We start from the raw sequence: 16,675 nt of genomic DNA on the forward strand, positions 1-16,675 counted from the left end.
AACCATTTTTCTTAGGAAGAAATAGTGGTCTTTCCTTGAAGTGCACGTTCTTCCATCGTTACATCAAACTCTTTTTCAGATTTTGACACTACAACACAAGCTACACCATTACCAATTAAATTTGTTACAGCACGAGCCTCAGACATAAAGCGATCAACACCGATTAAAAGCGCTATTCCTTCCACTGGTATCATTGGGAAGGCAGCCAAAGTTGCTGCTAATGTGATAAAACCTGAGCCTGTTACGCCTGCTGCACCTTTAGAAGTAATCATTAAAATTCCGAGTAGTGTAATGATTTGAATCCAAGTTAGTTCCATTCCATATGCTTGTGCAATAAACAAGGCAGCCATTGATAGGTAGATGGAAGTCCCATCTAGATTAAAGGAGTACCCAGTAGGAACAACTAAACCTACAACCTGCTTCGAGCAACCATAATTTTCAAGCTTTCGCATCATAGATGGTAGAGCTGATTCAGAAGAGGATGTCCCAATGACTAAGAAAATTTCATCTTTGATGTAAGCGATAAATTTAAAGATGTTGAATCCAAAGAACTTTGCAATGGTACCTAAAATAAAGACAACAAATAAAAACATTGTAATATATACGGCAGCCATTAATAGACCTAGATTACCTAAAGATTTTAAACCAAAATTCCCAATTGTATAGGCCATTGCACCAAAAGCCCCGATTGGTGATATTTTCATCACCATACTTACGATCTTGAAGAATATCTCTGCTACTTGCTCAAAGAATGTGATGACTGGTTTTGCGGGTGCACCGATTGAAGCGGCTGCTAAGCCAAATAAAACAGCTGAGAATAGAACTGGTAATAGTTGCCCAGTTGCCAATGCACCAACTACATTTTCTGGAATAATACTAGAAATGAATGCACCCAAGCCCTGCTCAGATTCAGCCGCAGCAGTTGTGTATTTCGAAATATCAGCATCAGATGCACCTGATGTATCCAAGCCTGTACCAGGACTTACGATTAAAGCAACAGCAATTCCGATTGCTAAGGCAATTGTGGAAACGATTTCGAAGTAAAGTAATGCCTTCCCTCCGATTTTCCCGACCTTTTTCATATCTCCCATACTGCCAATTCCAATAACTACTGTTAGGAAAATAATTGGGGCAATTAACATTTTAATTAATTTAATGAATAGGTCTGCTAAAATTTTTAAGCTGGCACCGAACTCAGGGAAAATGGCTCCGACAATTATCCCAAGGATGATAGCCACTATAACCTGAACAGTCAAATTTTTCAGTAATTTCATTTTTTGCTACCTCTTTTCTAAATTTTCTCTTTGATATCGCTTTCAATAGAATCATCATAGCGAATACTTCTTGAAAAAAGAGATTTAGAAAATAAGAAACATAACGTTCATTAAGTACATTTAAGTACCATTACATATAAATATAGTAATATCAATAACTATTTCTGTTATGGTACGCTATAGTTAATTAATTATTGTTATAATACAAAAACATAGAGTGATAAAAAAGTTCTTTTTAAATTGTCAATTTGTAATATTGTTCATTAAATTCAATATTTTCTGCTACTTATATAGACTAAAGGTGTTGTCAAAAGATTTTTTTGCAGATAATCTTAAAAACATATAATCGATATGTAGGCCACTGATTACGAGAATGCAAATTTGAAAGGAAGGAATTTTTTAATGATGAAAATGCCTGTGAACGGCAAAATACTGTTAGTGACATTTTTAATCATTGCACTCTCCTTTTTACTAGGTGGTATTTTTTTACTGGGTAACCTATTATCTGAACAGGAAAAAGACTTTGGTCAGCGGGCAATGCTTGTGGCAAGAACTGTATCAAATGTACCAGAGCTTAGTGTACATTTGGAAAATGACAACATAAAAGAAGCTGCAAAAAATATTAATAAAATTGTAGATGGCATTAGAGTGATTCATAAGGCCGAGTATATTGTTGTGATGAATATGGAACGTATTAAACTATCACACCCAGTAAGTAAGGAATTAGGAAAGCGCAGTGAGTCGCAGGATTTAAACGCAGCGTTTAGTGAACATTATTATGTATCGAAGGCACGTGGAGAATCCGGTGTTATGATACGCGCTTTCGTGCCAATTATAAATGATAAAAGGGAACAAGTGGGCATTGTAGTAGTTGGCTATTCATTACCAGATTTTCTGGAAATGTTACAAAGTTATGAGCGAGAAATTATGATAACGATTGTTATATCGCTGATTTTCAGTATTTTCGGTGCATATACACTGGGACGACATATAAAAAAACAAATGTTTGGGCTTGAACCTCATGAAATTGCAAAAATGTATGTGGAAAGAACAGAAACTTTTAATGCTATGCATGAGGGAATAATAGCCGTTGATAAGGAAATGAATATCACCATTTTTAATGAAAAAGCGGCCGATATTTTAGGGGTTTCTAGGAAAATAGAGGACTGTATTGGACAAAAGATTTATGATGTTTTGCCTGATACCCGTCTGCCTGAAATTGTTGAAACAGCAACACCTGTTTATGATCAAGAGCTTTACATTAATCATCATAGTATTTTAAGTAATCGTGTACCCATTATTGTGAATGGAGAGCTAGTCGGAGCAGTTGCTATGTTTAAAGATTTAACAGCTGTGAAAAAGCTTGCGGAGGAAGTAACGGGTGTAAAGGCTTTTGTTCAAGCATTACGTGTGCAAACCCATGAGCATAAAAATAAGATTCATACGATTGCAGGACTACTGCAATTGGGACATACAAAGCAAGCACTTGAATATGTTACAGTGACTACTGAAAATGAAGCCTCATTGACGAAGTTTTTAAATGAACGCTTTCATAATGAAAATATTTCAGGTTTGTTATTAAGTAAAGTAAGCTATGGCAAAGAGCTGGGGATCGAGGTTGAAATTGATCGAAAAAGTCATTTTAAACGCTTTCCACCTCTATTAGATCATCATGATTTTGTTGTATTATTCGGCAATTTAATTGAAAATGCTTTTGAGGCTTTAAATGTCCTTTCTAAGGAAGATAAATATGTAGCCATCTCTGTAGACGAGCATGATGGAGTCTTAGCGATAGCGGTTTCCGATAATGGGATTGGCATGTCCAAAGAGGTGCAGGATCGTATGTTTGAAAATGGATTTTCGTCAAAGGCTAGTGAAAATCGGGGCATTGGTTTGCATTTAGTATATGAAATTGTAAGAAAGGGCAATGGAGATATTGAAGTTGTGAGTGAATTTATGAAAGGAACAAGTTTCTTAATTTTATTTGAGTTAGGAGAAGTATAGATGGATGTAATAAATGTCTTATTAATTGAAGATGATCCAATGGTACGAGAAGTGAACAGGCAATTTATTGAGCAAATCAAAGGATTTTCATTAGTCGGCTATGCTAGCAATGGTATAGAGGGGATTCAAAAAATTAAACAATTAAATCCAGAGCTTGTTTTTATGGACATTTTTATGCCAGAGCAAGATGGCATTATTACGTTAGGGAAAATCCGAGAGGAGCATCTTCATGTTGATGTGATTGCGGTAACAGCTGCGAATGATATGCCCACTGTGCAGCGAATTTTACACTTAGGTGTTTATGATTATATTATGAAACCTTTTACGTTTGAGCGGATTGAGCAGACTTTAAAAAATTACCAAAGCTATAGAAAGAAAATAAGCGGTATGCAAGATTTAACTCAACATGATGTGGATCATTTAATGCAACAACGTCTTCCCGAGCAAGTTGTAGTATCAACAACAGGAATGGATGCCATTCTTATAGAAGAGCTCCCAAAAGGGTTTAATCGAGCTACCTTAGATAAGGTGCTTGCATATATAAAGAAAAGTGGCGAGGCAGTATCAGCGGAGGAGGTATCAACTTATATAGGGACAGCACGTGTTACAGCTAGACGCTATCTAGACTTTTTAGAAAAGCAGAATCTATTAAAAGTAGATATACAATATGGAAACGTAGGACGTCCTATTCATCGTTATTATATTTAATGATAATAGATTTTAGTTCAACTAGATTGAAAGCCCGTATTTTAGTTTTATTGAAAGTGTATGAAGTTATGGTGAAAAATGTACGGAGGAATTCTAGAAGCCCTATTTCCTAATACATATCTTTAAATTCCTTTAAAGGAATAAAAACTGCAAATTATAAAATGCAGTTTTTCATAGTGTTGAAAAACAAAACAATCAATAGAATTTTTGTGAAAAGTGAAAATGGATTTCCGTTGCAGGCTACTTGCTTTCCTGTGGGCGAGCGCCGAGCCGCTTCCTCCGCTACCGCTCCGTTTAGAGTTTTGCCTGTCTCGCTATTCCACGGGAGTCAAGTAGCCTTCCACTCCAATCCACAAAAGTGTTACCTTTTTAGCAAAGGTTTTCAAATAAAGTGAAGGTGTTCACTACTCTTTATGAAAAGGTGTTGTCACGCATCACTTCTCCACATTGAAAATAAGAGTTTATCCCCTCTAAGAATACAAATAATGGGCGATTTAATCGCTATGCTGCTATGAAAAAAGTAAAGACACTTTGCAGCATGGTTGATTGGAGTGGAGCCAGCGTCACTCCTAGGGGATTTAGCGTCACAGAGGAGACCCTGGAGCGAACGGAAGTGAGTGAAGCGGCTCATCGGACGCCCCCTGGAAAGGACGCTGGCGGAACGGAAATCAATCCCTCAGCTTGCTAAAAGGTCTTTTTCTGCTAGTGACATGATCTTTTTTCAACAACATGTAAAAACTGCAAATTATAATATGCAGTTTTTTGGATGGATAAAGACGAAAAAGCCCTACATATTAGTAGAGCTTTTTTAGCGTCGAGAAAATCTGTATGCGTTTAAGATTGTTTATAAGCTAAGTTATAATTGTTTTTTTATCATCAACAATTATCTCAAAACGAAATCTTCACTTTTTTTCTAGCGTGTCAACATCCATATGCTTGAGAGTAGGTTTGCCAGCTTTTAATAAGACTTTACTGCCCAGAAGGAAAAATCCTTGGATGAAGAGTAATAATCCTGTACCGATGAGTAGCCACTCAATAGCAATAATATCAGCTATTGGACCGAAAATTAGCATTCCTAACGGCATCATAGAGGTAGATATCATACTAAGAATGCCAAATACTCTTCCCATATAATCACTTTCAACTTTTTCTTGTAATAACACCGTAGCGGGTGTATTAAAGATTGGCATGGCTATACCAGTAATGGCCATGATCACAAGATACAGCCAAAAAACAGGGATGATTCCGAGAGCCATTGTACAAAGACCAAATAATAAAGCAGATAATGTCATCGTATGCACTTTATTTTTAAAGCCACCCCATGTTGCGATTGCGATCCCACCGATTAACATACCAATGGCAAAGGCCATTTCGATGGCAGTTAAACGCCATACATCATTACCAAAGCTACGTGTAACTTGTAAAGGTGTTAAAAAGGCAGCAGGTGCAGCAAGCAGCATGAAAAAGGCAAAGAACAAGAACAATTGTTTTAAGAAAGCATGCTCTTTAATGTAGATGAAGCCTTGTTTCATATCACTAAAATAGCCTGTTGTTTGTGGCTGCGTTGCTTTGGCATGTGCAGGAATATGCAGAAATAATAAGAAGATAGCGATGGCAATAGCCGCTGTTGTCACATCAATAAAGAAAATGGATTCAATGGAAGCCATTGTTAATAATGCACCACTTGCCATAGGTGCAAGAATCATAATAAAAGCTTGAATGCTACTATTTACGCCATTGACCTTCATTAAGTGCTCTTCAGGCACAAATTGCGGTAAAATAGCGCCCACAGCTGGTGTTTGAATACCCGCGCCAACTGCACGTACGGCTGAGATAACAAATAGTAGCCAGAGCTCATCATAGCCGATTAAAAATAAAATCGCTAATATTAGCGTGGATAAGGCAATCATGCCATCTGCCAAAATAATAAGCCATTTGCGATTATAGCGATCTGCCCAGACACCAGCAATAGGTGCTAAGAAGAAGGTTGGTAGAAAGCCGCAAATAATCGCAATGGTCATCATGCTGCCTGATTGCGTTGTAAGCGTGATATACCATGTAATGGCATATTGCACTAGTGCAGAGCCAAAAAGTGAAATCGTTTGACTACTTAAAAAAAGTATCGTATTACGTTTCCAATGTTCCAAATTCGTCATTCCTTTCTAACAGTAGTGCCTGTGTGGAAAGTTAAAAGACAACAAAAAAAAGAGGGGAGTAGAAGTCCCCTCTTTTCCAGTATTCCTAAAACAGACTAGACCTAATTCCATTTCCCTTGCACAGCAGGCAAAGTGTACACATATTTAATTAGTAATGTGAAATCGTAGTCTAATTGAAGCTGTCATTGGAATACCCTCCGTTCTATATAAGTTGTGTTGATTGTAGCATAAAGTCCTTCTATGCGTAAAGAATGAATTAAACAAAAACTAGGTCAAATTTAAAAATATGGAAATTATAAAATGAATCTATTAAACTTGGCATAAAAGTGAAATGTATGATTTGCTTTATTTCATCAGGTGAACTTGCTACGAAGACGTGCATATAGCGAGCACTTATCATATACTAAAATAGAAAAATAGCAAATGGAGGAAATATGAGAAAGAATAATAGTAAATGGAAACTTTTAACTTTAGTCGCGATGATTTTTGTATTATGCCTATCGACAATCCCTGTAAATACAGCGAAGGCAAGCACGACACAGCCGAAAAGGGAAATGCGGGCTGTCTGGATTTCAACCGTTCTCAATCTTGATATGAAAGCAGGTATGACGAAGGAGCAGTACACGGCTTGGACACGCCAAACATTGGATCAACTAAAAGCCAATAAATTCAATACTGTTATTTATCAAGTAAGACCAACAAATGATGCAATGTATGCGTCTGATTTAGCGCCATGGTCATCTTACATAACAGGTAAAAAACAAGGCACAAATCCTAGTTACGATCCTCTTGCGATAATGATAGACGAAACGCATAAACGGGGTATGGAGCTGCATGCATGGATGAATCCTTATCGTGTAACAATGTCTGGACAAAAATTGACAGACCTTGCTGCCGATAATGTCGCTAGAACACATCCAAACTGGGTTATCAAATATGGCAAGCAATATTATTTAAATCCCGGTTTACCCGAAGTACAAGACTATTTAGTGGAAGTAGTAAGAGAGCTAGTAGCCAATTATGATATTGATGCAGTTCATATGGATGATTATTTTTATCCATACAAAATTGCTAATGAAGTTTTTCCAGATCAAGCAGCTTTTAAAAAATATGGTGCTTCCTTTAAAAAGGTGGAGGATTGGCGACGAGATAATGTCAATCAGCTTGTAGAAAATCTTTACACGGCCATTAAAGACACTAAGCCATATGTTCAATTCGGTATTTCACCATTTGGTGTATGGCGCAATAAATCGCTTGATAAAACAGGAAGCGATACACGGGCTGGTGTCAATAATTACGATGATTTATATGCAGACGTTAGAACATGGATTCAAAATGGCACGATTGATTACATTACACCACAAATTTATTGGTCAAGAACATTATCTGTTGCGAAATATGGGACGCTGCTAGATTGGTGGAGCCATGAAGTGCAAACATACGCAACAACGCACCCTGTGCATCTATACATTGGGCTTGCTGATTACAAGGTGGGCAATGACAGTGATGCAGCATGGAAAAATAAGATGGAATTACCAAATCAAATACTAGCAAATCGTTCGGAAAAGGTTGCGGCCGAGGGGCAAATGCATTTCTCCTTAAGAAGTTTTCAAAACAATAAACTAGGCTATGCAACGATTGTTAGCCAACAACTATACAATTACACAGCACTGACACCAGAAACAACTTGGGATGATGACATAGTGCCGAACGTGCCGACTTTTGTACAAGTGACAAAGGAAGCGGCAGGACGCAAGATTGAGATTATAGACGAAAATGAAACACAACCACGCAAGTATGTCATTTATCGTTTTACAGGGAACAAAGAAGGCTCTTATGATGACCCTCGAAATATAGTGGATGTTGTTTATAATATGGATGGCCTCACTAAATTTGTGGACAAGTCAGCTCTTGCTAAGCATAGCTATACATACGGCATTACGGCTGTGTCTGCTACAGGTGTGGAAAGCAAGGAAGTTTTTGTAGTGAAAGAAGATCAATAAAAAAACAGCTACTCATGCAATGACTGCATGAGTGGCTGTTTTTTATTAATTTTCTTCAGTATCTTTACGGTTTTTCTTTAACATTTTAGATAGCATTTCATAAACAATTGGTACAACAACTAGTGTTAATAGGGTAGAAGATAATAAACCGCCAATCACAGTGATGGCTAAGTCTTTAGAAATTAATCCACTACCACCAGTACCAAGTGCCATTGGAATCATAGCACCGATTGTTGCGATGGCTGTCATTAGGATAGGACGTAAACGTGTTGCTCCTGCTTCAAGGATCGCCTCACGCATGGCAAGACCATCATGTTCCATATGAATGATACGGTCAACTAATACGATGGCATTGGTTACGACGATACCAATTAACATCAATAGACCCATCATGACAGATACAGAAATGGTTTGACCTGTAACGAATAAACCAATGAAAGCACCAATTACAGCAAATGGTAGTGAGAAAAGAATAGCGAACGGAGCTAAACCTTCTCCGAATGTTACCACTAGAATGAAGTAAACAATGGCAATGGCCGCTAACATCGCAATACCAAGCTTCGTGAATGTTTCTTGCATATCTGCAGCAACACCAGCAACGCCAAGCGTTACACCTTTTTGTAAATCTAATTTATCAATTTTCTTATCAGCAGCAGTAGTGGCTTTTGAAATATCGTCACCGATAATCGTACCAGATACTGTTGCGAAATATTCACCTTTTGAACGAGATAATGAGTTAAGTGTCGTACCTTCCTCAACATCTACTAATTCTCCGATTGTCATTGTTGTGCCTAATGCTGTTTTAATTTCAGTAGCTAAGACATCATCAAGTGAAGTCGCAGCTGCTTTAGCATCACGTTGAACAATTACATCAATATCTTTACCATCGTTTTTCACGGTCGTTAACACTTCTTGTGATGTATTCGAATTTAATGCCATCACGATTTGAGCTGTCGTTAACCCATATTGAAGGACATTTTTTTGTTCAACTTTTAACACATGCTCTACATATGGATCTTCATTATCAGATTTAATATCTTCTAAGCCATCCACTTCTTTTAGAGCACCCTCTACTTGTTTTACAGCATCTCGAAGTTTATCTAAGTCATCACTATATAGTGTATAGCTGACTTCGTTTGATGACATAGACATAGAAGTGAAGTTTTGAGACTTCCATTCTCCTGACTGACCGATGTTAAATACATAGTCCTCAACCTCTTCACGAGCTTTAGGGAAGTCTTCCATATCCGGATCAAAGATAAGGTACATTAAGGCACCACCAGCGCCTCCACCCATCATCATTGCTGATGGATCTACATTCTTCGCATCTGTAATGGAAACTTGTAAAATATCAACATCTTTACGTTTCATTAATTCTTTTTCTACTTTTTCAACATTCGCTGCTGTTTCGTCAGCAAGCTCTCCCGTTGCAGGCGTATACGTTAAGTACATAACTTTTTCTTCTTGTGAGCCCATGAAACTAAAACCAATAAGTGGTGTTAATGCAAGAGAACCAACAAGTAAAAGAATTGCAATGACAGATGTAATAATTTTGTGATTTAATACTTTTTCTAAGACACCTTTGTACCAAGTAGCAAGTTTACCAACCTCTTTATGTTGGCTTTCTGTCTTCTCACCGTATAATTTTTTACGGAATAAGAAGTGAGATAAAGCAGGTACGATTGTGATGGCAACTAATAACGAAGCACCTAATGCAAATGTCATTGTAAGGGCAAATGGCATGAATAATTCGCCTACCATACCACCTACGAAAATAAGTGGGGCGAATACAGCTACCGTTACTAATGTTGAAGAAAGAATTGGTTTAAACATTTCAATCGTTGCTTCACGAATTAGGGCACGACCTGTAAGTTTTTCTTGTTTTAAGTGAATTCGTCGGTAAATATTTTCGACAACTACAATGGAGTCATCGATAACACGCCCAATTGCGACAGTAATCGCGCCGAGGGTCATGATATTTAATGTGATATCCATCCAGTTTAAAAGCAGTAATGCCATGAAGACAGAAACTGGGATAGAAATAATTGAGATAATAGTTGATTTGAAATCACGTAAGAATAGTAAAATGATTAATACGGCAATTGCGCCACCAAATACTGCTTTTTCGATCATTGTAAATACGGAATCTTCGATTGGGGCACCTTGGTCAAGAGAGATTTCTACGTTTAAGCCATCTAATCGTTTTTCCTCATCCTTCATGAGGTCTTTTACTGCATTGACAACTGTTACCGTATTGGCATCTTGGCCTTTAACGATTTGAATAGCAATGGCATCTTGACCATTTGTACGTGAAACAGATTGTACTTTACCTTCTACTTCAATTTTTGCAATATCACCTAGACGAACGAAAGGTGAAGGATTTGTAGCTGAAGGTGTAACTGGGATTAATAAATCTTTCAGTTCATCAACGGATTGTACTTTACCGTCTACTGAAACGGCTTGCTCGCCAACAGTAAATTGATATAAACCAAGTGACGGTGACATATCACTTGCCTGAATCATCTGTTTAACAGTATCTTCCGTTAAACCAAGTGCTGCCATTTTTTCTTCATCATATTTAAATGATACTTGTTCAATATGCTGACCTGTGATGGTAGCTGAAGCAACACCATCAATTTTTTCGATTTTAGGAAGTAAAACGTCTTCAACTGTTGCAGTTAAATCCACAATATCTTCCTTAGAGCTACTTACAGATAATGCGACTACAGGCATCATGTTCATGCTGATTGCCATAATAGTAGGCTCTTGAGCACCTTCAGGTAGTTTAATATTATCTAAAGCTGCCTCTAATTGTCGTTTTTTCTCATCCATATCAATTCCATAGTCGTATTCCACTTGAACTTGTGCTACGTTGGAAGAGGATGTTGAGTAAACTGCCTTGACATCTTCTAAACTTTCTATGGATTTTTCAAATGGGATGGAAAGATCATTCATGACTTGTTCAGGCGTTGCGCCAGGATATACACCCATGACAATTAAGTATGGGATCGAAATATCGGGTATCGATTCCATTTTCATTCTTGTACCCGAATAAATACCAGAGACAGTGATGATAATTGTTAATAACCACACTGCCAATTTGTTTTTTAATACGAAATTAACTAAACCTTTCACCTTCACACCTACCCTTTATTGACTATCTAAATTCAATTATTTATACTAATGACTAATCGGTCATTTGTCAACGAAATGCATTAGGAGAGAGTTAAAAATATGTTAAAAAAGCAATTAATTATGGAGAAAGCGTTAGAGCTGTTTTCTGAACAGGGTTTTGAAGCTACGTCAGTACAACAAATTACGGAACGCTGTGGGATTTCTAAAGGTGCATTTTATTTATCCTTCAAAACGAAAGATGAGCTTGTTATTTCAATGGTGGATTACTATTTACAGCAGTTCATCACAGATATTGACCAAGTAGTCAGAGGAGCGTATAACAAAGAAACCGTTTTGGTTGAATTTTATAAAAGCATCTTTCAAGCATTCAAAGATCATTCTGCATCCGCTCGTGTATTTTTTAACGAAAAGGTCTTTCTAACGAAAAAAGAGTTATTTCATAAAATAACAGCGTATGAAGCAGAAATGTCGAAATCAATTCTCTATATGCTTGAGCAACTTTATCAGGATAAATTACAAGAAACGAAATATGATGTGATGTATTGTATAAAAGGGTTTATGAAGAGTTATGCTGAGCTTTTTATTTTTTCAGATATGCCTCTTGATTTAGAGCAATTAGCTAAATCTTTAGCAGAAAAAACAGATATTATCGCACATCATACAACCATTCCTTTTATTACAGCAGATCTTGTGCCATTTATTGCAAAGCCTTGTGAACAAGATGTATCAAAAGATGCTTTACTACAATTATTGAAGCAAAATATAGATCTTACCGAGGATTCTATAGAAAAAGAATCCCTTGAGCTGTTAAAGCAAGAAATAGAAAATCCTACTTACAGTAGAGCGATCATAAAAGGGCTAATTGAAAATCTACGTCTAGATCCAGCGTATCATTGGATTGCATATGTAACTGCAAAATACTTTAATATTTGAACTTCAGGATAGAATTGTTCACTTTTGGAGGTGAACAATTCTATTTTTTAATGTTTTCTATTTATTAATGGTGGCATAGATTGCAAAGCTTCTAAAGCACTAGCAAAAGGTTCTTGAATCCATAATAATCGTTCAAGAAAATCTTGGACTTCGATTGGTAACTTCAATTCCTGCTGCCAGGCTTTTTCTTTTTTATTGCTTGGCTTGTAGTCTGAGTATAGTAAAAATAACAAAAAATGACCGACAAAATAAAGATCACTAATATGATTTTCTGCACGTTTAGGATTTTTGATCGTAGAGATATCGATTTGCTTTTGATAAGTGGTAGCAAGACCAAAATCAATAATATGCAATTGTTGATGTACGAACAGTATATTAGGGATACGTAAATCGCGATGTACAATACCATCATTGTGTAACTGTACAATTTGTTCTAATAATTGCTTTGTAATAACAAGTGATTGAGCGATTGTAAACTTGGCACCGTCTTGAAAAATAAGTTGCTCAAATGTATGCCCATTGATATAGTCCATGATAAAAAATGGGCTATCTTGAATCGTTCCTGCTGAATGGATGGTAGGAACGTAGGGTAGTGATATTTGTTGGAGTATGTGTATTTCTTGTTGAAATTTATGAATGGTTTTCTGGTGGTGACGATGTTTGGGACGCAAGCATTTTAAAACGAATAGCTTTTCTGACGAGCGTTCTTCAATTAAATACGTACGACCATATGAGCCATAGCCAAGAAATTTTTTAAAAGAGAATGCGGGATGTTCGGCAATGTAAAGTTCCACAGCCTGATCAAAGCTTTTTTCGGATAGTCGTTTCCACCACATTAGCTACTAAAGAAACTCATAGAGCTGAAAAAACTGCGTGAGCTTTTACGAGAGCTACGCTTATAATGCTTGTGACCATAATAATTATGTTTTTTTGAATATCTGCTACGGCTACTTGATGAAGAATAATGGCGTTTGGATTTACTATTGAATAAGGAATGAAGAATTTTATCTAGCATAAAAACGCTCCTTTTTGATGTTGTTATTACTATATACGCAAAAATAAAAAGGAGGTTTCAAAAATAAAAAAGAGGCTGGGACAAAAAGAAAAAATGTTAGACCAAGATATAATTGGTCTAACATTTTTTTGATTTAGGAAGGCATATTTAACTTCTTAAAGTGAAAAAGCTAATAACCATTTTTATTGTTTTTCAATATAATTGAGTTCTGTCCCAGCCTCTTTTTACGAGGTTAAACCTCCATAATAATCGGTAAAATCATTGGTCGACGTTTTGTTTTTTCGAATAGATAAGGTCCCAAAACGTCTGTAATTTCATTTTTCAATTCTGTCCATTGAGGTGTTTTACTTTGGATTGTTTCATTCAGATGACGGTTCAGCATTTTTTGTGCCTCGTTTATCATCGTGCCTGATTCACGCATATAGACAAATCCACGCGAGATGATGTCAGGACCAGAAACAATTTTTTGTTTTTCCATATCCACGCTGACAACTACAATCACTAAACCTTCTTCAGAAAGGATGCGGCGATCACGCAACACGATATTACCGATATCGCCAATACCATTGCCATCAATGTAAACATCTCCTGAAGGAATACGACCAGCTACATGTGCTTCATTAGCACTTAATGCTAGTACATCACCATTTTCCATAACAAATGTATTGTCTAATGCAACATCACAATCTTCTGCTAGATGTGTATGCATTTTTAACATACGGTATTCTCCATGGATAGGCATAAAGAATTTGGGTTTCATTAAACGAAGCATCAGTTTTTGTTCTTCTTGAGATCCATGACCAGATGTATGGATATTGTTTAATGCGCCATGAATGACTTCTGCACCTGCACGGAACAATAAGTTAATGATTTTATTAACACTTACAGTATTACCTGGTACTGGTGAAGAAGAAAAGATAACTGTATCGCCAGGCTGTATTTGAATCTGACGATGCGTACCATTGGCAATTCGTGATAAGGCGGCCATTGGTTCACCCTGAGAGCCTGTACATAAAATCATGACTTCGTTTGCAGGTAGTCGATTGATACTTTGAGCATCAATAAATGTATCCTTTGGAGCGGTAATATAACCAAGCTCACGACCAATTGTAATAGCATTGTCCATTGAGCGACCAAAGACAGCAATTTTTCTTCCATATTTTATGGCTGCGTCAGTTGCTTGCTGTAAACGGTGAATATTTGACGCAAATGTAGCAAAAATAATACGGCTATCCACTTTGCGGAAAATTTCATCGATACTTTTTCCAACTGTGCGTTCTGACATTGTGAAATTAGGCTTCTCAGCGTTTGTACTATCTGATAGAAGGCAAAGCACGCCATCTCGTCCAATTTCAGCCATCTTTGTTAGGTTGGCTGGTTCGCCCACTGGTGTAAAGTCAAATTTAAAGTCACCTGTGTGAACGATATTACCAGGTGGTGTTTTCACAACAATTCCATATGCATCAGGAATACTGTGTGTTGTTCTAAAGAAGCTAACAGATGTTTTTCTAAATTTAATAACATCCTCTTCTTTAATTTCGATTAGTTTTGTTGTACGTAGCAAGCCATGTTCTTCTAGTTTATTACGTAATAAGCCAAGTGCGAGCTTACCGCCATAGACAGGGATATTTACTTGTCGTAAAAGGTATGGAATACCTCCGATATGATCCTCATGCCCATGGGTAATAAACAGTCCTTTAATTTTGTCGACATTACGCACTAAGTACGTGTAATCAGGAATAACATAGTCAATGCCGAGTAAGTCGTCTTCTGGAAATTTAATACCGGCGTCAATTAAAATGATTTCATCTTGAAATTGAACGCCATAAGTGTTTTTGCCGATTTCGCCCAGTCCGCCGAGCGCGAAAACAGCTGCTTGGTCATTTTTAACAAACTTCATGTTTGTTAAATTTCCTCCAAGACGAAGTTCGGGCTTGCTTGTTCGTACTCTAAATAGTTACCTTCAAGCAGTTGAACGAACTCGATGTTGTAGTTACGGTCTTTTAGCTTTTCACGTACTTCACGTTCTGAAGCAGCTTCAAGGTATAGACTTTTAGTATTTTCGCGAACTGGAATCTCATTTGCATTTTCTTGATAATAAACTTTGTAAATCATAGTTTGCTCTCCTTTAATTGCGTACAATTTTCTTGCACCTTTGACTACTACCACACACGTGCTACAAGAAAACAACGAATTTCTTTTATTGAAGAAATGTACGTTTGTAATACTTGTATCTCAATACTTCAGATGTGCACTATGTTATAAAATTGTATAGAAAGTAGTGAGACAGTGGTTGCGTATAGCCAAATAAATGCATTTCCTTTATATTATCACGCAGTTCCTCTAAAATAAAGAAAAGCCCTTCAAATAATGAAGGGCAAATGTTAGGCAATTGATTTTTTTCCGAGTACGCCACGAAGTTGCTTCAACAATTTTCGTTTGAGTTTCTTCAGCATGGCACATCACTCCTTAGGATCATTATAATAAAAATTATTGTCTATGTAAAGTCATTTAACTTGAAAGGATAATATTTATGGAAAGGGTTAATAGAATGAAAAAAATTTTATTTTTTGATGTCGATGGTACTCTCTATAACAGTGAAAAAAAATTACCTATATCTGCAAAAGAGGCGCTTTTGACAGCACGACGTAATGGTTATGAATTGGCAATTGCTACTGGTCGAGCACCATTTATGATTGAGTCACTACTAGAAGAATTAGAGATCGATACGTATGTTACTTTCAACGGACAGTATGTTGTCTATAAAGGTGAGGTTGTCTATACAAATGGGATTGCAAAGGAAGAGCTAGCTAATATCATTGCCTTTGGTGAGGCCCGCAATGAACCAGTGGTGTTTTTAGATGATAAACGTATGATTGCCTCAGTTGGCGAGCATCATATGGTAGCTGAAAGCTTAGACACTCTTAAATATCCATATCCAGAATTAGACTTATCTTATTATATGCAGAACGATGTATATCAAACACTTATTTTTATGGAAGAAAAAGATGAACCTTTATATAATGAAACATTTCCGAATGTTCAATTTGTACGTTGGCATCGTTATTCTTGTGATATTTTGCCAAAAGGAGGTTCGAAGGCTGCTGGTATTGAAAAGGTGCTTGAAAAAATGGGCATCACTTTACAAGATGCCTTTGCTTTTGGAGATGGCATAAATGACATTGAGATGCTGCAGGCTGTAGGGACAAGTGTTGCCATGGGGAATGGGCATGAGCGAGTGAAGGCAGTCGCTCATCATATTGCTGACCATGTAGATGAGGATGGTCTCTCAAAAATAATGCGCAAGCTATCGATTATTTAAAATAAAGAAGCAACTAGTTGCCAACTTCGCGACTAGTTGCTCATTTTTTTGAAAAACAAAGTAATCATTAGTGTGAAAGGTGAAAAAGACTTTCATTCCAATAAGTCTTAACTTAAAGTTGTTTA

The 16,675-nt window shown here is 36.8% G+C and carries 11 protein-coding genes; 5 read left to right on the forward strand and 6 right to left on the reverse strand.

The genetic code is table 11. The features are described 5' to 3' along the window. Window positions 1-11 precede the first annotated feature (11 nt). Window positions 12-1,274 (reverse strand): dicarboxylate/amino acid:cation symporter, encoded by a 1,263-nt coding sequence (locus tag MHB40_RS04330; RefSeq protein ID WP_342442595.1) that lies wholly within the window; start codon window positions 1,272-1,274, stop codon window positions 12-14. Window positions 1,275-1,676: 402 nt separating this feature from the next. Between MHB40_RS04330 and MHB40_RS04335 the strand changes: the two genes are divergently transcribed. Continuing rightward, complete coding sequence (locus tag MHB40_RS04335) at window positions 1,677-3,278, forward strand: sensor histidine kinase (RefSeq protein ID WP_342534017.1); 1,602 nt, start codon at window positions 1,677-1,679, stop codon at window positions 3,276-3,278. Continuing rightward, on the forward strand, window positions 3,279-3,986 hold the full coding sequence (locus tag MHB40_RS04340) for a response regulator (protein ID WP_342534018.1): 708 nt from the start codon (window positions 3,279-3,281) through the stop codon (window positions 3,984-3,986). Window positions 3,987-4,888: 902 nt separating this feature from the next. Here MHB40_RS04340 and MHB40_RS04345 read toward each other — a convergent pair. Next, window positions 4,889-6,142, reverse strand: a complete 1,254-nt coding sequence (locus tag MHB40_RS04345) for an MFS transporter (protein ID WP_205441620.1) — start codon at window positions 6,140-6,142, stop codon at window positions 4,889-4,891. A gap of 434 nt (window positions 6,143-6,576) precedes the next feature. Between MHB40_RS04345 and MHB40_RS04350 the strand changes: the two genes are divergently transcribed. Next, window positions 6,577-8,145, forward strand: a complete 1,569-nt coding sequence (locus MHB40_RS04350; RefSeq protein WP_342534019.1) for a family 10 glycosylhydrolase — start codon at window positions 6,577-6,579, stop codon at window positions 8,143-8,145. 45 nt (window positions 8,146-8,190) lie between these two features. Here MHB40_RS04350 and MHB40_RS04355 read toward each other — a convergent pair whose 3' ends face one another. Beyond that, window positions 8,191-11,280 (reverse strand): efflux RND transporter permease subunit, encoded by a 3,090-nt coding sequence (locus tag MHB40_RS04355; RefSeq protein ID WP_342534020.1) that lies wholly within the window; start codon window positions 11,278-11,280, stop codon window positions 8,191-8,193. Window positions 11,281-11,379: 99 nt separating this feature from the next. Here MHB40_RS04355 and MHB40_RS04360 point away from each other — a divergent pair, with 99 nt between their 5' ends. After that, on the forward strand, window positions 11,380-12,213 hold the full coding sequence (locus MHB40_RS04360) for a TetR/AcrR family transcriptional regulator (protein WP_342442599.1): 834 nt from the start codon (window positions 11,380-11,382) through the stop codon (window positions 12,211-12,213). Between the two features lie 47 nt (window positions 12,214-12,260). Here MHB40_RS04360 and MHB40_RS04365 read toward each other — a convergent pair whose 3' ends face one another. The 3 genes from MHB40_RS04365 to MHB40_RS04375 all read right to left on the reverse strand — a co-directional run bounded on the left by MHB40_RS04365 (window position 12,261) and on the right by MHB40_RS04375 (window position 15,343). Then, a complete protein-coding gene (locus MHB40_RS04365; RefSeq protein WP_342534021.1) occupies window positions 12,261-13,049 on the reverse strand; it encodes a protein kinase in 789 nt (262 codons plus the stop codon). A 411-nt stretch (window positions 13,050-13,460) separates the two neighbouring features. Next, window positions 13,461-15,128: a ribonuclease J1 gene (gene rnjA, locus MHB40_RS04370; RefSeq protein WP_205441642.1), complete on the reverse strand. Its 1,668-nt coding sequence runs from the start codon at window positions 15,126-15,128 to the stop codon at window positions 13,461-13,463. Window positions 15,129-15,133: 5 nt separating this feature from the next. Beyond that, window positions 15,134-15,343 carry a DNA-directed RNA polymerase subunit epsilon gene (locus MHB40_RS04375; RefSeq protein WP_205441644.1) on the reverse strand — a complete coding sequence of 70 codons (210 nt, stop codon included), beginning with the start codon at window positions 15,341-15,343 and terminating at the stop codon, window positions 15,134-15,136. Window positions 15,344-15,779: 436 nt separating this feature from the next. Between MHB40_RS04375 and MHB40_RS04380 the strand changes: the two genes are divergently transcribed. After that, window positions 15,780-16,550 (forward strand): Cof-type HAD-IIB family hydrolase, encoded by a 771-nt coding sequence (locus tag MHB40_RS04380; protein ID WP_342534022.1) that lies wholly within the window; start codon window positions 15,780-15,782, stop codon window positions 16,548-16,550. Window positions 16,551-16,675: the final 125 nt, after the last annotated feature.

It is taken from the genome of Lysinibacillus sp. FSL K6-0057 (genome assembly GCF_038630885.1).
Lineage (GTDB): Bacteria > Bacillota > Bacilli > Bacillales_A > Planococcaceae > Lysinibacillus > Lysinibacillus fusiformis_F.

Bases quoted from the DNA above. Each gene is read 5' to 3' on its own strand.
- MHB40_RS04330 (WP_342442595.1), bottom strand. From the start codon at position 1,274: ATGAAATTACTGAAAAATTTGACTGTTCAGGTTATAGTGGCTATCATC.
- MHB40_RS04335 (WP_342534017.1), top strand. From the start codon at position 1,677: ATGATGAAAATGCCTGTGAACGGCAAAATACTGTTAGTGACATTTTTA.
- MHB40_RS04340 (WP_342534018.1), top strand. From the start codon at position 3,279: ATGGATGTAATAAATGTCTTATTAATTGAAGATGATCCAATGGTACGA.
- MHB40_RS04345 (WP_205441620.1), bottom strand. From the start codon at position 6,142: ATGACGAATTTGGAACATTGGAAACGTAATACGATACTTTTTTTAAGT.
- MHB40_RS04350 (WP_342534019.1), top strand. From the start codon at position 6,577: ATGAGAAAGAATAATAGTAAATGGAAACTTTTAACTTTAGTCGCGATG.
- MHB40_RS04360 (WP_342442599.1), top strand. From the start codon at position 11,380: ATGTTAAAAAAGCAATTAATTATGGAGAAAGCGTTAGAGCTGTTTTCT.
- MHB40_RS04365 (WP_342534021.1), bottom strand. From the start codon at position 13,049: ATGTGGTGGAAACGACTATCCGAAAAAAGCTTTGATCAGGCTGTGGAA.
- rnjA (WP_205441642.1), bottom strand. From the start codon at position 15,128: ATGAAGTTTGTTAAAAATGACCAAGCAGCTGTTTTCGCGCTCGGCGGA.
- MHB40_RS04375 (WP_205441644.1), bottom strand. From the start codon at position 15,343: ATGATTTACAAAGTTTATTATCAAGAAAATGCAAATGAGATTCCAGTT.
- MHB40_RS04380 (WP_342534022.1), top strand. From the start codon at position 15,780: ATGAAAAAAATTTTATTTTTTGATGTCGATGGTACTCTCTATAACAGT.